Here is a 16,419-nt window from a genome sequence, read left to right on the forward strand (position 1 = left end):
GTGGTGGATTCGGTGGTTTTGGAGGCGGTGGCCGCGGCGGTTTCGGTGGCGGCGGCTGGGGTGGTGGTGGCGGATCATCGGGAGGCGGTGGCGCCTCGGGGAGCTGGTGATGCGGTGGCTCAGACACGTTTTCGCGCCCTCGGCGCAGCGCAGTTTCCCGGCCAGCTGCATGGATGCGATCGCCGCGGCAGTGGCCGCCAGCGAGCGCACCCACACCGGGCAGATCATGGTGGCGGTGGATGCCGACCTGCCGCTGGACGCGCTATGGCGTGGGCAGACCGCGCGCCAGCGCGCCGAACAGGTCTTCGCGCAATTGCGCACCTGGGACACCGAGGCCAATAACGGGGTACTGCTGTATCTGCTGCTGGCCGACCACGCCATCGAGGTGGTTGCCGACCGTGGCCTGCGCAGCCGGGTGCCGGAGGCGCACTGGGCCGAGGTGTGCCGGCGCATGCAGCAGTTCCTGCGCGATGGCGAGTACGAGGCGGCGGTGCTGGCCGGGATCGAGGCGGTGACCGCGCTGTTGACCGAGCATTTCCCCGCCGTCCCCGGCTCCCAGCATGAAGACGAGCTGCCCGATCGTCCCCAGCTCTTAGGCTGAGCGCGCGCGAGGTGTCAGAATAGACGCCTCGCTTTTTCGTGATCCGCGGTCCGCATGATCTATCTGCACGCCATCGACCCCATCGCCTTCTCGCTTGGACCGGTGCAGGTGCACTGGTACGGGTTGATGTACCTGGCCGCATTCTTCTCTGCCTGGGCACTGGGACGCTCGCGCATCCTGCGCGGCCGCCTGCCGGGTGTGGACATGGACGGATTTTCCGACCTGTTGTTCTACGGCATGCTCGGCGTGGTGCTGGGCGGGCGCATCGGCTACATGGTGTTCTATGCGTTCGACAGCTTGCTGGCCAACCCGTTGATCCTGTTCAAGGTATGGCAAGGCGGCATGAGCTTCCACGGCGGCCTGCTGGGCGTGCTGATCGCCTGCGGATTGTGGACGCGCAAGCATCGGCTGCACTTCTTCGACGTGATGGATTTCGTGGCGCCGCTGGTCCCGTTGGGGCTGGGCTTCGGGAGGCTGGGCAATTTCGTCGGCGGCGAGTTGTGGGGCAAGTTCACCCAGGCCGGTTGGGGCGTGATCTTTCCGCATGCGCCGGAGCTGGCCAATGTCGCACCAGCGCAAATCCAGGCGCAATACGTTGCCGGTGCGTTGACCCAGTTCGCGCGGCACCCGTCGCAGCTCTATGAAGCGGCGCTGGAAGGGGTGGTGATGTTCGTGGTGCTGTGGGCGTTCTCGATGCAGCCGCGCGCCCGCTATGCGGTGTCCGGGTTGTTCGCGCTGCTGTACGGCGTGTTCCGCTTCATCGTCGAATTCGTGCGGGTACCGGATGCACCGATCGGCTACCTGGCCTTCAACTGGTTGACGATGGGGCAGATCCTGAGCCTGCCGTTGATTGCGGTGGGCCTGGTGCTGCTGGCGATGTCGCGCCGCGCGCCGGTGCTGCAGCCGGTGCGGGTGCAGGCCGTGGGCGTGGAGGCGGCCAAGTGAAGCCCTATCTGGACCTGCTGCAGCATGTGCTGGAACACGGCGCCGAGAAGTCCGATCGCACCGGCACCGGCACGCGCAGCGTGTTCGGCTGGCAGATGCGCTTCGACCTCAACGACGGCTTTCCGCTGGTCACCACCAAGAAGTTGCATCTGCGCTCGATCATCCACGAGCTGCTGTGGTTCCTGCAGGGCGATACCAATATCGGGTATCTCAAGGACCACCAGGTCCGCATCTGGGACGAGTGGGCCGACGCCGATGGCAATCTCGGCCCGGTCTACGGCAAGCAGTGGCGGCGCTGGACCGGCCCGGACGGGGTCGAGATCGACCAGATGCAATGGCTGGTGGACGAGATCAAGCGCAACCCGGATTCGCGCCGGCTGGTGATCAGCGCCTGGAATGTCGGCGAACTGCCGCAGATGGCATTGATGCCATGCCACAGCCTGTTCCAGTTCTATGTGGTCGACGGCAAACTCAGCTGCCAGCTCTATCAGCGCAGCGGCGACATCTTTCTGGGCGTGCCGTTCAATATCGCCAGCTATGCGTTGCTGACGCATATGGTGGCGCAGGCGACCGGCCTGGGCGTGGGCGATTTCGTGCATACCCTCGGTGATGCGCACCTGTACTCGAACCACTTCGAGCAGGCACGCGAGCAACTGACACGCACTCCGCGCGCGCTGCCGACCTTGCGCCTGAATCCCGCCGTGACCGATCTGTTCGCATTCCGCTTCGACGACATCGCCATCGAGGGCTACGACCCGCATCCGGCGATCAAGGCACCGGTGGCGGTGTAGGCGGCGCTTCGCCGGCCGCGTGAGGCCACACGTTGCCTTGATGCTCGAAGGGATATCGTCTGCTGCATGAAACTGACCTTGATCGTCGCCTTCGACCGCAACAACGCCATTGGCCGCGATAACGAGCTGCCGTGGAAATTGCCGGACGACCTGAAGCGTTTCAAGGCGCTGACCTTGGGCAAGCCGATCCTGATGGGGCGCAAGACTGCGCAGTCGTTGGGACGTGCCCTGCCGGGGCGTTTGAACCTGGTGCTGACACGTTCGGGGCAGGTGCCGTTTGCGGACATGCAGGCAGTGACGTCGGTCGATGTCGCGATTGCGCAGGCCGAGGCGGCCGGCGCCCAGGAGTTGTGCGTCATCGGTGGCGGCGAGGTGTATCGCCTGACCATGGAACGTGCCGACCTGCTGGCGGTGACCGACGTGGACACCAGCGTGGAGCAGGCCGACACCTACTTTCCGCCGATCGACCCGGCCGTGTGGGAAGCCGTCCAGCGCGAACCGCATGCGGCCGATGCCCGTCATGCCTTCGCATTCGATTACGTGGACTATCGGCGACGCTGAGGCGTGTGCTTCGACTGAAGCGCGGGTGGCTCAGCGCTTGGTTCGATTCATCTGACCAGACCCGTCTCTCAGCTCAGTCAGCAGCAGGAGCGGGCGGGGCGGTATCGGGAGCAGCGGTGGACCCGGCGCTCGCGTTCGCATGGTCCCCGCCGCCACCGCGCTGGCGTTGCCGCCGGCGCGGTGGCCGGTTGCGCTGCGCGGCCTGCGCCGGCTGCGTGATCGGGATTCCCGGTACCTGCACCACGCGCAATTCGTCGGTATCCAGCTGCAGCGCGGTGAGCTTGCCGCCCCACACGGCGCCGGTATCGATGGCATGCACGCCCTGGGTGATGGTCAGCCCGAGCGCGGACCAATGCCCGCAGACGATCTTCAGGTCGCGCTCGACCCGGCCCGGCACTTCGAACCACGGGTACAGGCCCTGTGCCTGCGTCCCCGGCGTGCCCTTGTCGTCGGTGGCGATGCGCCCGCGTGGGGTGCAATAGCGCATGCGCGTGAACAGGTTGATGATCGCGCGGCTGCGGTCGTACCCGCTCAGGCCCGGCGACCAGCCCGGCTGGTCGCCGTACATGTTGCGCAGCAGTTTGCGGTAGCCGCCGCCCTGCAGTTGCTGCTCGACCTCGCGTGCATGTTTCTCGGCCATCTGCGTGGTCCACTTCGGCGCGAGCCCGGCATGGATCATCATCCAGCCCAGGTCGCGGTCCACGTGTGCCAGCTTCTGCATCCGCAGCCAGTCGAGCAGCAGGTCGCGGTCTTCGGCCAGCACGATGCGCAGCAGATCCGGATTGACCTTGCGCTGCTCTTCTTCCGAACGCGCGCCGATCGCCAGCAGCGACAGATCATGGTTGCCCAGCACCACCACGCTATGTGCGCGCAGCGAATGCACCAGGCGCAGCGTTTCCAGCGATTGACCGCCGCGGTTGACCAGGTCCCCGCAGAACCACAAGGTGTCCTGCGCGGGATCGAAGTTGATTTTTTCCAGCAAGCGCTGGGTGATGTCGTAACACCCCTGCAGATCGCCAATTGCCCAGACGCTCATCGCGTGCGCTCCATCAGTCCAGCATCCATCAGTGCAGCGTCCTGGGTACGCTCAGCACGAAGGCGGCGATCGGGGCGGTGAATTCGGTGCCATCGTCGGCCACCATGTCGTAGTGGCCTTGCATCTGCCCCTGCTCGGTCTCCAGCAGCACGCCGGAGGTATAACTGAACGCCTCGCCGGGACGCAGCCAGGGTTGCTCGCCGACCACGCCTTCGCCATCCACCCGCTCGGTGCGTCCGTTGGCGTCGGTGATCTGCCAGTGACGCGCGACCAGGCGCGCGGGCACGGCGCCCGCGTTCTGGATGCGGATGCTGTAGGCGAAGGCATAGCGGCCTTCGTCAGGGGTCGACTGATGGGCGAGGAAGCGGGGCGACACCTCGACCTCGACCCGGTAGCGTGGATCATCGTGCATGCGGAAAGTCTAAAGAAAACCGTGTGGGAGCGGCGCTCAAGCCAGCTCGACATTGGCCAGACGGATGAAATCCGCGACCTCGAGTTGTTCGGCGCGTGCATCCGGGCGCACCTGCGCGGCCTCGAAATGGGCGGGCTCGCAGACGTTGGACAAGGCATTGCGCAGGGTCTTGCGACGCTGGCCGAAGCCGGCGCGCACCACGTCGGCAAAGCGCCGCCGATCCCTGATCAGCACCGTGGCCGGATCGCGCGGCACCAGCCTCACCACCGCCGAATCCACCTTCGGTGGCGGCCGGAATGCGCCCGGCGGCACCACGAACAGCGCGGTCACCTCGCAGTACGCCTGCAGCATCACGCTCAACCGCCCGTACACCTTGCTGCCGGGGCCGGCGGCCATGCGGTCGACCACTTCCTTTTGCAGCATGAAGTGCATGTCGGCCACCGCTGCGGCATGGTCCAGCGCATGGAACAGGATCGGCGAGGAGATGTTGTAGGGCAGGTTGCCGACCAAGCGGATCGGCGTGCCATCGGCCAGCGCAGTGAAATCCACACTGAGCACATCGCGATGGATGATGCTCAGCGCGCCGATCGGTGCGGCCGCCTCGGTCAATGGGGCGATCAGGTCGCGGTCGAATTCGATCACGGTCAGGGCGCCGTGCTTGCGCAGCAGCGGAAAGGTGATCGCGCCCTGACCAGGGCCGATTTCGACCAGGTGCTGGCCGGCGCGCGGGTCCACCGCCTGCACGATGCGGTCGATGTAATACCGGTCGGCAAGAAAGTGCTGGCCAAGCGACTTCTTGGCCGGTGCGCTGAAAGAATGATTCATGCGCGCAGTTTAACGTGGCAGCGCCTGCACGCGGTGCCGGTTCTGCGCCTGCAAGACGCGACAGACGGGCTGCGTGCACGCGGCGCACCGTTGAGCGCGGCAATCGCCGTTGCTCAGTCGCGTTTCGCCAGACGCGCGCACAGGTCGGTGGCCGCCATCAGGCTGGACGGGTCGGCAAGGCCGCGCCCGGCCAGCTCCAGCGCGGTGCCGTGATCGACCGCCACGCGCGGATACGGCAGGCCGAGCGTGATGTTGACCGCCTGCTCGAAACCGCTGTACTTGAGCACCGGCAGGCCTTGATCGTGATACATCGCCACCACCGCATCGAAACCGGTGAGCTTCTGCGGCAAGAATGCGGTATCGGCCGGAAGCGGGCCGATCAGCTGCATGCCGTCGCCGCGTAGCTGCTCCAGCACCGGAATGATGATGTCCAGTTCCTCGCGGCCCAGGTGCCCGTCTTCGCCGGCATGCGGATTGAGGCCCAGCACCGCGATGCGCGGGCGTTCCAGGCCGAAGTCGCGTCGCAGTGCAGCGTCGGTGATGCGCAGGCAGCGCGTGACGGTGTCGGCGGTGATCGCATCGGCCACTGCGCGCAGCGGCAGATGGGTGGTCACCAGGGCGACGCGCACGATGGCATTGGCCAGCATCATCACCACCGGGCAGCCCGCCTGTTCGGCCAGCAGCTCGGTGGTGCCGGTATAGGGAATGCCGCCGGCATTGATCACCGCCTTGTGCACCGGGCCGGTGACCATGCCTTGCAGCCTGCCGGACAGGCAGGCGCCGGCGGCGCCACGCAGGCCGGCAATCACCGCTGCCGCGTTGGCGGGGTCGGGCGTGCCGAAGCGGGTCGCCACGGCCTGGCGGATCGGATGCAGCGGCAAGTCGCCGGGCGCACGCGCGCGCTGGTCCGGATCGAGCAACCGCACAGACAAGGACAGCGCCTTTGCGGCGCTGTGCAGGGTGTCCGGATCGGCGTAGGCGACTAGGTGGGCGTCCGAGCGCGGCCGCTGAGCGAGCCGGACGCATAGTTCCGGCCCGATCCCGGCCGGCTCGCCTGGCACCAGCGCGAGCGACGGGAGCATCGAATCAGCGCGTCGGCTGTGCCGGCGGCGGGGTCGGTGCGGCAGGGTCGGCCGGCTTGGCTGGTGCCGCAGTGGCATCGCCATCGGCGCGGTCGCCGGTGCGGAAGCTCACGTAGGCTTCGCCGCGCAGCTCCTGCAGGTAGCGGTTGTACTCTTCTTCCAGCTTGCGGCGGCCGATCGTTTCACGGATCTGCGCACGCTGGCTCTCGGCACTGACGTCGGTCTGACGACTGCCCACGCGCTGCACGATGTGCCAGCCCGCCTGGGTGCGGAACGGCTCGGACACCGCGCCATCGGCCAGGCCTTCGACCTGCTTGCCGAAGTCCGGGCCGAACGCATCGGCCGGGAACCAGCCCAGATCGCCACCCTGGCCACGGCTGTTGGTGTCCTCGGACGACTCCTTCGCAACCGCCTGGAAGTCGGCACCGCCGGTGATGCGCGCACGCAGTGTGTCGATCTTGGCCTTCGCCTGCGCTTCGGTCTGGTTGTCGCCGATGCGCACCAGAATGTGGCGGGCGTTGTACTCGGTGACCAGCTTCTTCTCGCCGCCGGCATTGGCGTCGCGCATTTCCACCAGCTTGAGCAGCTGGAAACCGCTCGGACCACGCAGCGGACCAGCCACCTGGCCAGGCTGCATGTCGCGGATCAACTGGGCGAATGCGTTCGGGATTTCGTCCAGGCTGCGCCAGCCCAGATCGCCGCCTTCCAGCGCATTGGGACTGTCGGAATACCGTACCGCGGCTGCCGAGAAATCCAGCTCGCCCTTGTCGATCAATGCCTTGACGCCATCGACCTTCTTCTGGCCGGTGGCGATCTGATCGGCGGTTGCGCCTTCCGGCAGGCCCACCAGGATGTGCGCCAGGTGGTACTGGCTGCCGGTGGTGGCCTGCTGCGCCAGCGCGGTATCCACTTCGCCTTCGCTTACGCTGATGCGGCTCTGCGCAAAGCTCTGCCGCAACCGCTGCACGATGATTTCGTCGCGTACCGAGGCGCGGAAGTCGCCATAACCCATGCCGTCTGCCGCCAACTTTTGCCGCAGCCCGTCCACGGTGGTGCCGTTCTGCTGGGCGATGCTGGCGATGGCGCGGTTGAGTTCCTCGTCGCTGACGCGGATGCCGCTGCCATCGGCGCGGCCGACCTGCAACTTGACCAGGACCAGACGCTCGAGCACCTGACGCTGCAGGACATCGTCCGGCGGCAGCTGGTTCTCCCGGCCGGCGTACTGCGACTTGACGTTGCGCACGGCGCGATCAAGCTCGCTCTGCAGCACCACGTCTTCGTCGACGATGGCGGCAATGCGATCCAGCGGCTGGGATTGCTGCGCCGAGGCCAACGGCGAGAGCGTGCTGGTGAGTACCAGCAGCGAGGCGAGAACAACGGAGAAAGGCTTGGTCATGGAATCAAGTTCGGATCGTAATCGTCCGGATTAGTCGTGGTGTTGCTGGGCGGGACCAGGTAGAGGTCGTCGCGGTAATAGCCGAGAATAGCACGGCGCAAAGTGCGGTCCGTGTTCTGCCCGAACGAGCTCAGGCCCTTCAGCACGAACTCGAACTGGATGGAGTTGTCCATCTCGCCATCGCGGTTGCGCACGAACCGGCGCACCAGCGCGCGCACCGCCAGGCAGCAGCTGTCCCACTGCACGCCACCGATCATTTCCAGCGGTTTGCGATCCAGCAGCGAGTAGTAGTAACGGCCGACCGCACTCCAGGTGGGGTTGATCGGATACAGGAACGAGAAATCGGCCTGCTCGAGCTGATCGGTGTTGTTGGTCGGATTGCGGCGGTAGCGATAGGCCAGATTGACAATGCCGTCGTTGCCCAGCAGATAGCGCGTACGCAGGCTGGCCAGGTCTTCCTTGCGCGAGTTGGGGTTCCACTGGTAGGTGGCGCCCATCGACCAGCGGTCGTTGATCATGTAGTTGGCATCGGCCACCCAGGCGGACTTGCCCTGCTCGATGGGTTGTTCGCTGCCAGCGGCCGCACTGTTAATGGTTACCTGGGAGTCGTTGAAGTAAAGGATCTGGCCCGCACTCAGTGACAGCTTCTCGCGGCCATCATCCTGGCGCAGCCAGCGCGAGGTCACCGCCAGGGTCAGTTGGTTGGCATCGTTCTGGCGGTCGGCACCGGTGTAGCGCGAATCGCGAAACAACTGCCCATAGCTGAAGGTGAACGGGCGCGTATCGAAGACCGGCAGGTCGTCCTGATCGCGGTACGGCACGTACAGATAGTACATGCGCGGTTCCAACGTATTGAGATAGTTGGTGCCGAACACCGAGGTCTCGCGGTCGAAATACAGGCCAGCGTCCACGGATGCGATCGGCAGGCTGCGCGAGGGAGAACGGTCGCCGGTCAGCGGCGCGGTGTTGGCGAGCGTCGAATCCAGCTGATAAGTGGTGTAGCGCCATGCCACGGTCGGAGTAAAAAACCAGGCTGCACCGGACAACGGCATCGAAATATAGGGCTTGATGTCAAAGCGCGAACCGCTGCCATATTCCTGGTTGCGGATGTTGGTGCGAACGTACTCGTCGCCGTTGTTATTGTTGTTGCCGCTATTCGGCGTGAACGTTACCTGATATGAATCGTCGTGGGTGAAGCGCACTGCTTCAGCGTAGACCCCGGCCTCGAAGAGGCCGAATGGTTTCTCCCAATTGAAATACGCGCGCGGCTGCCGGTTATAGGGCAGCGCCCGCTCGTCCAGGGTGTAGTCGGTGAGCTGCCAGCGGTCGGCCATCAGGCCGGCAGTCCAGGTCTCGCCGGTACCGTAGATGCCGACGGTGCTCTGCAAGCTGGAGGCAGAACCCATGCCATTGATGCGGCTGGTGAAATCCTCCACATAACGGGTGTCGCTGACCCATGCGATGCTGGCACGCGCCTGCCAGTACTTGTTGACGTTGTGGTAGCCGCTATAGAAGACGCTGCCACGGTCCTTGTCGCGCAACTTGTCATTGGGCAGGTAGTTGCCGGTGATCTCGCCGCGGCCGCCTTCGTACAGGTAGCGGAACTCGGTGCCGAACATGAAACCGCGCTTGCTCATGTAGCGCGGCAGCAGGGTGGCGTCGTAGTTCGGCGCCAGGTTCAGGTAGATCGGCTGCAGGTAGTCGAAACCGTTGCGGCCGGACAGGCCGAACTGCGGAAACAGCAGGCCGGTCTGGCGGCGGTCGTCGATCGGGAACTTGAACCACGGGAAGTACAGCACCGGCACCTTGCCGATCTGCAGCACGGCGTTGCGTGCGGTGCCGAAGCCTTCTTCGTTGTCGACGTCGATCTCCGGCGCGCGCACGCGCCAGATCGGCTGCGAGGGATCGCAGGTGGTGTAGGTCGAACGGTGCATCTGCCCGACCTGGCCCTGCAGATCCACCGATTCGGCCGCACCATTGCCGCGCCGGTCCACCAACTGGTACTGGATGTTGGTGACCTTGTGGGCGTCGGTGTCCTGATTGCCTTCGGCGCGGTCGGCGACCATGCGGAAGGAGGTGTCCTGGTAGCGGACATTGCCTTCGGCGATGTAGTTGCCGGTCTCGGTGTCCATGCGCAGGTTGTCGGCACCCAGGAACTGGTCGCCGCGCTTGAGCGCCACGTTGCCCTGGTACTGCGGGGTGGTATCGGTACCGGAGAGCTGGTCGCCTTCGATGTCGGTCGGCAACTTCTGGCGCATTTCGGCGGCCTTGGCATCGGCGGCGGGGGCGCCGTCGAAGCCGGGCAGCGGATCCACCGCCGGGCACAGTCCCCAGTTCAACGGCTTGTCGGCAGCCATGGCCGGAAGGCAGATGGCGATGCTCAAAGGCAGGGGCAGCAGGCGGAGAACTCGGCGCACGCGTGATTCAACCAATAAAATGGCGACTAGCTTGCCGCATACCCCGCATAGGGGCAATGAAGAGCTCCCGGGTCGGGGGGGCGAGGTTCATCGCGATGGGGGGCGCGAGCGACGCGCCGTCGGGGTTCACCGCAGCGCGGCCACGTGCGCCACGCTGCTCTCGCGCAAGGCCTGCAGGTCGTAGCCGCCCTCCAGCATGGATACCACCCGGCCACGCGCATGGCGGTCAGCCAGGGTGCGCAGTGCGCCGGTCAGCCAGGCGAAATCGTCGGCATCGAGCATCAGATCGGCCAGCGGATCGCGCAGATGCGCATCGAAGCCGGCAGAGATCAGGATCAGCTGCGGGCGGAAGGCGTCGATCAGCGGCAGCATCTCGTCTTCCCACACATTGCGGAAGCGCAGCCCGTCGCTGCCTGGCTGCAGCAGCAGATTGTGGATGTTGCCGATGCCGCGCTCGTAGACGCTGCCCGAGTGCGGATAGAGCCCGGACTGGTGGGTGCTGAGATACTGCACGGCCGGGTCGCGCTCGAAGATCGCCTGCGTGCCGTTGCCGTGGTGGACGTCGAAATCCACGATGGTGATGCGTTCCAGCCCATGCCGGTCGCGCGCATGCGCGGCGGCCACGGCGACGTTGTTGAACAGGCAAAAGCCCATCGACACCTGCGCGGTGGCGTGGTGACCGGGTGGGCGCACTGCGCAAAAGGCGGTCCGGGTGGCATCCTGCATCACCGCGTCCACCGCGGCGACGCCGGCGCCGGCCGCGCGCAATGCCGCCGCGCGCGAGCCGGGCGACATCACGGTGTCCACGTCGAGCCGATGGTGGCCGTCGAAGGCGGTTTCCAGCACCGCATCCACCTGTTCGCGCTCGTGCACACGGCACAGGTCGCCGAGCTTGGCCAGTGGTGCCTCGCGCCAGTCCAGGTCCGGGAAGGCGTCGCGCAGCGCCTCCAGTACCGCTTCCAGACGGGCGGGGCGCTCGGGATGCTCGGGGCCGGCGTCGTGACCGAGGCAGGCGGGATGGGTAAAGACCAACATGGGGCAAATCTAGCCTGTCCGCCGTGCAATGTGCAGGTCAGCCGCGCCGGCGGTCGTGCCGCCACAGCACTTCCTGCTGGCCATCGGCACGCGCCAGCACGCGCGCCAGCACGAACAGCAGGTCCGACAACCGGTTCAGATAGCCGATCGCCTCGCTGCGCACGGTCTCCTGGCGCGACAGCGCAACGGTCTCGCGCTCGGCCCGGCGCACGATGGTGCGGGCCAGGTGGCAGCGCGCGGCGGCCTCGCCACCGGCCGGCAGGATGAATTCCTTCAGCGGGGGGAGCGTGTCGTTGAAAAGATCCAGCTGGCGCTCCAGTGCAGCGATATCGGCGCTATCGATCGCCGCATGGCCCGGGATGCACAGCTCGCCGCCCAGATCGAACAGCTGGTGCTGGAGGGTGGTCAGCAGCTCGGCAACCGGTTCCGGCACGCCGGGGGCAGCCAGCAGCACGCCGATGGCCGAGTTGGCCTCGTCCACGCTGCCATAGGCGTTGACGCGCAACGCGTCCTTGCCAGTACGGCTGCCGTCGCCCAGGCCGGTGCTGCCGTCGTCGCCGGTGCGCGTATAGATCCGCGAGAGCCGGTTGCCCATCTCAGCCGGCCTGGATCTGGCCGGGCGCGCTGGTCAGGCGCTCGGCTGCCACCTGGATCGCCGCGGCGGCGGCCACATACAGCGCGGCACTGCGCAGATACGGCCCCAGCCAGTCGCTGTAGTTCTTGAACCAGCCGGCCACGGTCGGCTCGGCCACGCTGGCGCTGATCCAGTAGAAGCTGCCCTGGGCGATCAACTGGCACAGCGCCACGGAGAGCAATAGCGCCGGCACCAGCCTGGCCAGCGCGCTCCATTGCGCGCCGTGGTACTGCCGGCGCAACCACATCCCACCGGCCCACAGCGCGAAATACGCCGGCACCAGGCACCAGTACGCCGGCGATACGCAGTAGTGCTGCCAGAAGCTCAGGCCCTGGCGGGTGATCACCAGCCAGTCCACCGCTACTGCCAGCAGCATCAGCAGCGGGAAGGCCAGCCTGGTGCGCGCAGCCAGATGGAAGCCGCCGATGAAGAACACCGCCCAGGACGCGTCCGGGACCGGCGCGAAGTGATTGATCCGCGTGGCCGCCATCAGGACGGCAAGCAGGCTCAGAATCAGGGTGTCGTGCGAGCGAGGAGTCATGCGCGGAGGTGGCCGGATCACAGGCTGGCGAGTGTAGCGTGGAACCCGGCACGCCCGCGCCTTGGCGGTCCTGCGGGAGTGGCTGGCGCAAGCGACCGTGGCAGCGCTGCCGTTGCCGCCGCCCACCGCGGATGCAGACCGGTGGGCGCCTGGGTGTGCCCTGCAGCGGCAAGGGTCGGGCAGCGGGGCCTGGGTGAGCAGCCGGCCGCGCTACGCCAAGCCCGGGCGCGGCAAGCTGTCCCACCCGGACGCGGCAACGGGTCATGGGCGAAGGCTTATCATGTGGCGATGACACATCCACATGACGTTCTGATCGTCGGCGGCGGCCTGGTCGGCTCCAGCCTGGCGATTGCGCTGGACCGCATCGGCCTGGATGTCGGGCTGGTGGAAGCCACCCCGGCCGGCACGCCGCCAGCGGTGTTCGACCAGCGCAACCTGAGTTTTGCCGCTGCCACCGTCAATGCGCTGGGCGTGCTGGGGGTGATGGCCAAGCTGCGCAGCGCCCCCGGCCCGATCCGGCGCATCCACGTCAGCCGCGCCGGCGACTTTGGCCGCGTGCAGCTGGACGCGGCCGATTACGGCCGCGACAGCTTCGGCCAGGTGGTGGTAGCGCGCGATTTCGGCGAGGCGTTGCAGGCCCGCCTGGACGAGCTGACCCGGCTGCGCCGCTATCGCCCGGCACGCTGCATCGGGGTCGAGCCGGTACAGGACGGTCTGCGCACGCTGCGGATCGCCACCGATGACGGCGAGCAGCGCGTGCAGGCACGGCTGGTGGTCGGCGCCGACGGCACCCATAGCGCAGTGCGCGAGCTGCTGCATATCGGCAGCGACGCGCACGACTTCCTGCAGACCTTGTTCGTGGCGCGGGTGCGCGCCTCCCGCCCACCGGATGGCACCGCGTGGGAGCGCTTCGGCGCGCATGGGCCGACCGCGCTGTTGCCGCGCGGCGACCGCCATTACGGCGCGATCCACTGCGTGGCGCGCGGCGAGGCCGAGGCGGTGGCCGCGCTCGACGAGACCGACTGGCTTGCCCGGTTGCAGCGGGCGGCTGGATGGCGCGCCGGGCGTTTTGTCGCCAGCGGCGAGCGCAGCGCATATCCATTGGTGCAGGTGCTGGCCAACGCGCTGGTCGCCGAGCGCGTGGTGCTGCTGGGCAACGCCGCGCAGACACTGCATCCGATCGGCGCGCAGGGCTTCAACCTCGGCTTGCGCGATGCGCTGACACTGGCCGAATTGATCGAGCACGATCGCCGCGATGCCGGTGCGGGCGCGTTGCTGGCCGAGTATCTGGCACGCCGACGCGTGGACCGCGAACAGACCATCGGGTTTTCCAGCGGGCTGGCGCGGCTCACCGGCAATCCGGCGCCGTTGTTGCGGCCGCTGCGCAGTCTCGGCCTGCTTGCGACCTCGCAGGCGGCGCCGCTGCAGTCGATGCTGGTCGGCGGGGCGATGGGGTTCCGTGGCGATGTGCCGCAGTTGTGCAGGGGCGTGGCATGAGCCGCCGTGGTAGCCGCGATGCGTTGATCGTCGGTGGCGGCGTGGTCGGGGCCGCCTGCGCGCTGGCCCTGGCCGATGCCGGCCTGAGCGTGGCCCTGGTCGAAGGCCGCGAACCCGCGCGCTGGCGGGCCGACCAGCCCGATCTGCGCGTGTATGCCTTCGCTGCCGATAATGCCGCGCTGCTCGACAGCCTGGGCGTATGGGCCGCCGTGCGCGCTGCCCGCGTGCAGCCGTACCGGCGCATGCGGGTCTGGGACGCCGGCGGTGGCGGCGAACTGCGCTTCGACGCGGATACCCTGGGCCGCGAACAACTGGGCTGGATCATCGAACACGCGGTGCTGGTCGATCGCCTGTGGGCGGCCGTGCATGCGGCCGGCATCCAGGTGCATTGCCCGGCACGCGTGGTCGAGCTGGAACAGGATGCACACGGCGTGCGCCTGCGCCTGGACGATGGCAGCCGCCTGGAAGCGGCGGTCGCCATCGCTGCCGATGGCGCCGCATCGACCTTGCGCGAGCTCGCCGGCCTGCCGGTGTCGCGGCATGCCTACGCGCAGCGTGGCTTGGTTGCCTTCGTGGAGACCGAGCAGCCGCATCAGGCCACTGCCTGGCAGCGCTTTCTGACTACCGGCCCGCTGGCATTCCTGCCGTTCGCCGATGGCCGCAGTTCGATCGTATGGACCTTGCCGGATGCCGAGGCCGCGCGCGTGCTGGCGCTGGACGATGCCGATTTCGCGCGCGAGCTGACCCAGGCCTTCGCGGCGCGGTTGGGGCAGGTGCGCGTGGTGTCTGCACGTGCAGCGTTTCCGCTGCAGCGGCAGTTGGTGGAGCAATACGTCAGCGGCCGCGTGCTGACCCTGGGCGATGCCGCGCACGTGGTGCATCCGCTGGCCGGGCAGGGCGTCAACCTGGGCTTGCGCGATGTCGCCGCGTTGCGCGCGGAGGTGCGCCATGCGCTGGCAAAGCGTGCGGACTGGGCCGCCCCGCATCGGCTGCAGCGCTGGGCACGCACCCGCCGCAGCGAGAACACCGTGGCCGCCTATGGCTTCGATGCGATCAACACGGTGTTCTCCAACGACGAGATGCACCTGACGCTGTTGCGCGGGTCGGTCCTCGGGCTGGCCGGCAGGTTGCCGCCGCTGGTGGATGTGCTGTGGAAGCGCGCCTCCGGCAGCGCGTGACCGACATGCCGGCCGACGCCACCGTCGTCGGCCCCGTCTTTGTATGTTGATGCGCTTATAGCGCAGGCAGCATGTTCCATACGACGGGCGCAGCCGGCGTGGCTACAGTCGAGCCATGTCATCTTTCGCCACCCGTTCGTCCAGGCCCAACGTGCTGCTGCTCTGCGGTTTGCTCTGCGATGCCACCATCTGGCAGCCGCAACGCGAGGCGCTGAGCGATCTCGCCGCGGTGCAGGTGCTGGACTTCGCCGGCTTCGACAGCATCGCGCGGATGGCCGCACACGTGCTGGCCGTCGCCCCGCCGCAGTTCGCCGTGGCCGGCCATTCGATGGGCGGGCGGGTGGCGCTGGAGATCATGCGCCAGGCGCCGCAACGCGTGCAGCGCCTGGCCTTGCTGGACACCGGCATTGCGCCACGCCGCGATGGCGAGCGTGAACAGCGCGCGGCACTGGTGCAGCTTGCCCACACGCAGGGCATGCAGGCGCTCGCACGGCAATGGCTGCCACCGATGCTGCATCCGGACCGGCACGACGATGCCGGGTTGATGAATCCCCTGATCGCGATGGTGCAGCGGCATAGCGTGCAGGCCTACGCCGGGCAGATCCATGCGTTGCTGGAGCGCCCCGACGCCGCGCCGGTGCTGGCGCAGATTCGCTGCCCGACCCTGCTGGGCGTGGGGCGGCAGGACGCCTGGAGCCCCCTGGCCCAGCACCAGCAGATGGCGCAGCAGATCCCGCACGCGCGGCTGGTGGTCTTCGAAAACAGCGGGCATATGGCGCCGCTGGAAGCCCCCGCCGCCGTCAGCGCAGCAATGCGCGACTGGCTGCAGGAGGCGTGATGGCGATCCGGTCCGGCCGGCGACGCGCGCGCTGTCGTTGACCAGGCTTGCCGCTTTATCAGCAGCGACTTGAGGAGGCTGCATGCACGACGATGCATCGATCATCATTGCCTGCGAGCAGGTGATTCGCCAATTCGCATTGCTCAACGATCGGCATGACCATGAAGGCCTCGCCGCATTGTTCACTGCCGACGGCGTGTTCGCCCGGCCCAGCGCACCGGAGCTGCCGGTGCACGGCCGCGAGGCGATCCTGCACTCCTTCCGCGCCCGCCCGCCGCGCACCACTTGCCATCTGATGCTCAACACCCTGGTCAGCATCCAATCGCCGACCGTGGCGCACGCGCACAGCAAGGTCCTGCTCTATACCGCCGCGGACACTTCGACAGCACCGCCCTGGACGGCCCAGTCGCCTGCGTTGCTCGGCAGTTTCGACGACGTGCTGGTGCGGGAGCAGGAGCGCTGGCTGTTCAAGCAGCGGCTTGGCGCCTTGCTGATGCGCATCGGCGCCGATTGATCAACTGCCTCGCATCCGTTCCTGGACGCACAGCCGGATGGCGCCCCCGTCGTCGCCTGCCGCAGCACCGCTTTCCTCCCCCACGTCGCGCCCGCAGTCATCCATCCATCGCATTG

At 67.3% G+C, this 16,419-nt stretch carries 17 protein-coding genes; 8 read left to right on the forward strand and 9 right to left on the reverse strand.

Annotation, left to right across the window (positions count from 1 at the left end; genetic code table 11):
* Positions 1 to 109: 109 nt before the first annotated feature.
* From EO141_RS14040 to EO141_RS14055, 4 genes are all read left to right on the forward strand, one after another.
* Entirely contained in the window at positions 110 to 601 is a 492-nt protein-coding gene (locus EO141_RS14040; protein ID WP_164739227.1) for a TPM domain-containing protein, read from the forward strand.
* Positions 602 to 655: 54 nt separating this feature from the next.
* A complete protein-coding gene (gene lgt / locus EO141_RS14045; protein ID WP_127169503.1) occupies positions 656 to 1,546 on the forward strand; it encodes a prolipoprotein diacylglyceryl transferase in 891 nt (296 codons plus the stop codon).
* Positions 1,543 to 2,337: a thymidylate synthase gene (locus EO141_RS14050; RefSeq protein WP_104584968.1), complete on the forward strand. Its 795-nt coding sequence runs from the start codon at positions 1,543 to 1,545 to the stop codon at positions 2,335 to 2,337. Before lgt ends, EO141_RS14050 begins: the two co-directional genes overlap by 4 nt.
* Before the next feature lie 66 nt (positions 2,338 to 2,403).
* Entirely contained in the window at positions 2,404 to 2,898 is a 495-nt protein-coding gene (locus tag EO141_RS14055; protein ID WP_127169504.1) for a dihydrofolate reductase, read from the forward strand.
* Between the two features lie 73 nt (positions 2,899 to 2,971).
* Here the strand turns inward: EO141_RS14055 and EO141_RS14060 are convergent, their stop codons facing one another.
* From EO141_RS14060 to EO141_RS14100, 9 genes are all read right to left on the reverse strand, one after another.
* On the reverse strand, positions 2,972 to 3,934 hold the full coding sequence (locus EO141_RS14060; protein WP_127169505.1) for a symmetrical bis(5'-nucleosyl)-tetraphosphatase: 963 nt from the start codon (positions 3,932 to 3,934) through the stop codon (positions 2,972 to 2,974).
* 28 nt (positions 3,935 to 3,962) lie between these two features.
* Positions 3,963 to 4,346: a Co2+/Mg2+ efflux protein ApaG gene (gene apaG / locus EO141_RS14065; protein ID WP_104532996.1), complete on the reverse strand. Its 384-nt coding sequence runs from the start codon at positions 4,344 to 4,346 to the stop codon at positions 3,963 to 3,965.
* A 36-nt stretch (positions 4,347 to 4,382) separates the two neighbouring features.
* Positions 4,383 to 5,171: a 16S rRNA (adenine(1518)-N(6)/adenine(1519)-N(6))-dimethyltransferase RsmA gene (rsmA, locus tag EO141_RS14070; protein ID WP_104584976.1), complete on the reverse strand. Its 789-nt coding sequence runs from the start codon at positions 5,169 to 5,171 to the stop codon at positions 4,383 to 4,385.
* A 113-nt stretch (positions 5,172 to 5,284) separates the two neighbouring features.
* Entirely contained in the window at positions 5,285 to 6,253 is a 969-nt protein-coding gene (pdxA, locus tag EO141_RS14075; protein ID WP_119130769.1) for a 4-hydroxythreonine-4-phosphate dehydrogenase PdxA, read from the reverse strand.
* Positions 6,254 to 6,257: 4 nt separating this feature from the next.
* Entirely contained in the window at positions 6,258 to 7,649 is a 1,392-nt protein-coding gene (locus tag EO141_RS14080) for a peptidylprolyl isomerase (RefSeq protein ID WP_104584983.1), read from the reverse strand.
* Complete coding sequence (gene lptD / locus EO141_RS14085; RefSeq protein ID WP_127169506.1) at positions 7,646 to 10,066, reverse strand: LPS-assembly protein LptD; 2,421 nt, start codon at positions 10,064 to 10,066, stop codon at positions 7,646 to 7,648. The genes EO141_RS14080 and lptD overlap by 4 nt, the downstream gene beginning before the upstream one ends.
* 126 nt (positions 10,067 to 10,192) lie before the next feature.
* A complete protein-coding gene (locus EO141_RS14090) occupies positions 10,193 to 11,101 on the reverse strand; it encodes a histone deacetylase family protein (RefSeq protein ID WP_104584989.1) in 909 nt (302 codons plus the stop codon).
* A 37-nt stretch (positions 11,102 to 11,138) separates the two neighbouring features.
* The gene (locus EO141_RS14095) at positions 11,139 to 11,696 is read right to left on the reverse strand and encodes a cob(I)yrinic acid a,c-diamide adenosyltransferase (protein ID WP_104584991.1); all 558 of its coding nucleotides are present in this window, start codon (positions 11,694 to 11,696) and stop codon (positions 11,139 to 11,141) included.
* Position 11,697: 1 nt separating this feature from the next.
* Positions 11,698 to 12,276, reverse strand: a complete 579-nt coding sequence (locus tag EO141_RS14100; protein WP_126946894.1) for a hypothetical protein — start codon at positions 12,274 to 12,276, stop codon at positions 11,698 to 11,700.
* Positions 12,277 to 12,564: 288 nt separating this feature from the next.
* Between EO141_RS14100 and ubiH the strand changes: the two genes are divergently transcribed.
* From ubiH to EO141_RS14120, 4 genes are all read left to right on the forward strand, one after another.
* Positions 12,565 to 13,773, forward strand: coding sequence for a 2-octaprenyl-6-methoxyphenyl hydroxylase (ubiH, locus tag EO141_RS14105; protein WP_126946891.1), 1,209 nt, complete (start codon positions 12,565 to 12,567; stop codon positions 13,771 to 13,773).
* Positions 13,770 to 14,951, forward strand: a complete 1,182-nt coding sequence (locus EO141_RS14110; protein ID WP_127169507.1) for a UbiH/UbiF family hydroxylase — start codon at positions 13,770 to 13,772, stop codon at positions 14,949 to 14,951. Before ubiH ends, EO141_RS14110 begins: the two co-directional genes overlap by 4 nt.
* 115 nt (positions 14,952 to 15,066) lie before the next feature.
* On the forward strand, positions 15,067 to 15,789 hold the full coding sequence (locus EO141_RS14115; protein ID WP_104649456.1) for an alpha/beta hydrolase: 723 nt from the start codon (positions 15,067 to 15,069) through the stop codon (positions 15,787 to 15,789).
* A gap of 82 nt (positions 15,790 to 15,871) precedes the next feature.
* Positions 15,872 to 16,303 (forward strand): nuclear transport factor 2 family protein, encoded by a 432-nt coding sequence (locus EO141_RS14120; RefSeq protein WP_115676180.1) that lies wholly within the window; start codon positions 15,872 to 15,874, stop codon positions 16,301 to 16,303.
* Positions 16,304 to 16,419 lie beyond the last annotated feature (116 nt).

It is taken from the genome of Xanthomonas sp. BRIP62415 (assembly GCF_003993515.1).
GTDB classification, from domain to species: Bacteria; Pseudomonadota; Gammaproteobacteria; order Xanthomonadales; family Xanthomonadaceae; genus Xanthomonas; species Xanthomonas euroxanthea.

Excerpts from the sequence above, each read along its gene's own strand:
- EO141_RS14040 (WP_164739227.1), top strand. The coding sequence starts at position 110 with ATGCGGTGGCTCAGACACGTTTTCGCGCCCTCGGCGCAGCGCAGTTTC.
- lgt (WP_127169503.1), top strand. The coding sequence starts at position 656 with ATGATCTATCTGCACGCCATCGACCCCATCGCCTTCTCGCTTGGACCG.
- EO141_RS14055 (WP_127169504.1), top strand. The coding sequence starts at position 2,404 with ATGAAACTGACCTTGATCGTCGCCTTCGACCGCAACAACGCCATTGGC.
- EO141_RS14060 (WP_127169505.1), bottom strand. The coding sequence starts at position 3,934 with ATGAGCGTCTGGGCAATTGGCGATCTGCAGGGGTGTTACGACATCACC.
- apaG (WP_104532996.1), bottom strand. The coding sequence starts at position 4,346 with ATGCACGATGATCCACGCTACCGGGTCGAGGTCGAGGTGTCGCCCCGC.
- rsmA (WP_104584976.1), bottom strand. The coding sequence starts at position 5,171 with ATGAATCATTCTTTCAGCGCACCGGCCAAGAAGTCGCTTGGCCAGCAC.
- pdxA (WP_119130769.1), bottom strand. The coding sequence starts at position 6,253 with ATGCTCCCGTCGCTCGCGCTGGTGCCAGGCGAGCCGGCCGGGATCGGG.
- EO141_RS14080 (WP_104584983.1), bottom strand. The coding sequence starts at position 7,649 with ATGACCAAGCCTTTCTCCGTTGTTCTCGCCTCGCTGCTGGTACTCACC.
- EO141_RS14090 (WP_104584989.1), bottom strand. The coding sequence starts at position 11,101 with ATGTTGGTCTTTACCCATCCCGCCTGCCTCGGTCACGACGCCGGCCCC.
- EO141_RS14095 (WP_104584991.1), bottom strand. The coding sequence starts at position 11,696 with ATGGGCAACCGGCTCTCGCGGATCTATACGCGCACCGGCGACGACGGC.
- EO141_RS14100 (WP_126946894.1), bottom strand. The coding sequence starts at position 12,276 with ATGACTCCTCGCTCGCACGACACCCTGATTCTGAGCCTGCTTGCCGTC.
- ubiH (WP_126946891.1), top strand. The coding sequence starts at position 12,565 with ATGACACATCCACATGACGTTCTGATCGTCGGCGGCGGCCTGGTCGGC.
- EO141_RS14110 (WP_127169507.1), top strand. The coding sequence starts at position 13,770 with ATGAGCCGCCGTGGTAGCCGCGATGCGTTGATCGTCGGTGGCGGCGTG.
- EO141_RS14115 (WP_104649456.1), top strand. The coding sequence starts at position 15,067 with ATGTCATCTTTCGCCACCCGTTCGTCCAGGCCCAACGTGCTGCTGCTC.
- EO141_RS14120 (WP_115676180.1), top strand. The coding sequence starts at position 15,872 with ATGCACGACGATGCATCGATCATCATTGCCTGCGAGCAGGTGATTCGC.